Annotated in this window: 1 protein-coding gene; it reads right to left on the minus strand. The window is 68.6% G+C overall.

What is annotated here, in order from left to right:
* Positions 1-47: 47 nt before the first annotated feature.
* Positions 48-1,632 (minus strand): acyltransferase family protein (locus AC2VNT_RS02505; protein WP_486945352.1); only part of this gene is annotated, 1,585 nt, incomplete at its 5' end.

The raw sequence follows: 1,632 nt of genomic DNA on the forward strand, positions 1-1,632 counted from the left end.
ACAAAAGTTGATCCTCCATCTCCTCAGTGGTGCTCAGCGTCGGGACGTCAACCCTGGGCGAGAGCGCGGTCGGCCAGCGCCCCGATTGCCGGTGCCAACAGCCGGGCGTATTCGACCGTCAGGTGATTCCGGTCGAGGTAGACCAGGGTGTTGCCGACGATGCCCGGGCAGCGCTCTGTGGTGCAGAACAGCTCGGTGAGGTCGGCATAGCGTCCGCCGTTGGTCGTGGTGGCGGCGGACTCCGCTGCGATGCCGTGTTCGTCCAGCGCGGCTGCCCGCGCCGGTGAGCAGGCCACTGCATCACCGAGCTGTCCGGACAGGCAGATCGGCACCACCAGATTGGGATCCGGAATGGGCCCGAGGATCAGCACTTTGGCGCCGATGCCGCGTAGCTGGTGCACCAGGCGAGCCAGGCTGTCGATCCACGCCGGTTCGTAGGACGTGAAGCCTGCCGGGTATCCGTGGTCGGCGCCGTATCGCCGCCACATGCTCACCACGACCAGCTTCGGGTGCTCGGCGTTCAACCGGGCAATGATCTGACCGCGCCACTGCTCACATTCGGTGTACTCCCGACGAAGGAGGAGGCTGGTGGTGGGCAGGTCCAGCAGTGGGCAGCCGGCTTTGGTCAGCATCTCCAGCCGCCAACGCCGCTGCTGGGCGAGTGGGTCAAGCGCCGGGTTCCACATCGCGGCATCCGAGTCGCCGACCACGGCTACAGTCGTCGCCGAGGCAGTGTCGCCGGTCGCGCACTCAGGCTGCCTGACTTGCCAGGCACTGCGCAGGCAGCCGTATCGGAACACGTCATTAAGTTCGGCTGCCGCGTTGGCAAGCGGCGGGCTCAGGTTCGACGGGACGGCTTTGACGTCGGCCGACGCCGCGACCGCGGCATGCACCTGATCGAACGCGTGCCGTACCGCCGCGTCGTAGGCGTCCATTGTGGAACCGGCCGGGACCGGTGCCGCTCGCACGGACATCGTTGCCGCAGGTGCGCCCCGGCCGACCGGGGCAGGCACCACGACCAGCAGCGCCAGGCCCACGCAGACCGCGCACGCGGTGGCGACACCGCCCAGCACCAGGCTCGCCCGTGCCGACCGGCGAATCGGAGCGGCGAAGCGCAGCGGGTTCTCGATGAAACGCAGGGTGAGCACCGCCAGGCCGCCGGACACCAGCGCCGCCACCAACCTGGCGATCAGCCCCAGCGGGTGGCCGATTAACAGCGGTGCGAATACCAACACCGGCCAGTGCCACAAATACCAGGAATAGGAGATCCGGCCGATCGCGCGCATCGGCGGCAACCCCAGAAGCCGGCCGCATCCCTGCGCGGGAATGGCGCAGCCGGCGCCGATCACCAGCACCGCACCCGCCGTGGGCAACAGCGCGGCGATACCCGGATATAGCGTGTCGGTGCTGAAACGAGTGCAGGCCAGCAGGATCAGGGCCAGCCCGGCCCACCCGGTGATCGCGGCGGCGCGCGGCGGCAGACGCTGCCAGCGGACGACCGTGAGGACCACCAGGCCGCCGACCGCCAACTGCCAGGCCCGAGTGGGTAGCGAGAAGAACGCGACAAAAGGCGCCCAGTGACAGACAGCCAGCGACAACGCAAACGACACCGCGGCGACCAGTGAAAGAACC

It is taken from the genome of Mycobacterium sp. TH-M15, from assembly GCF_057473705.1.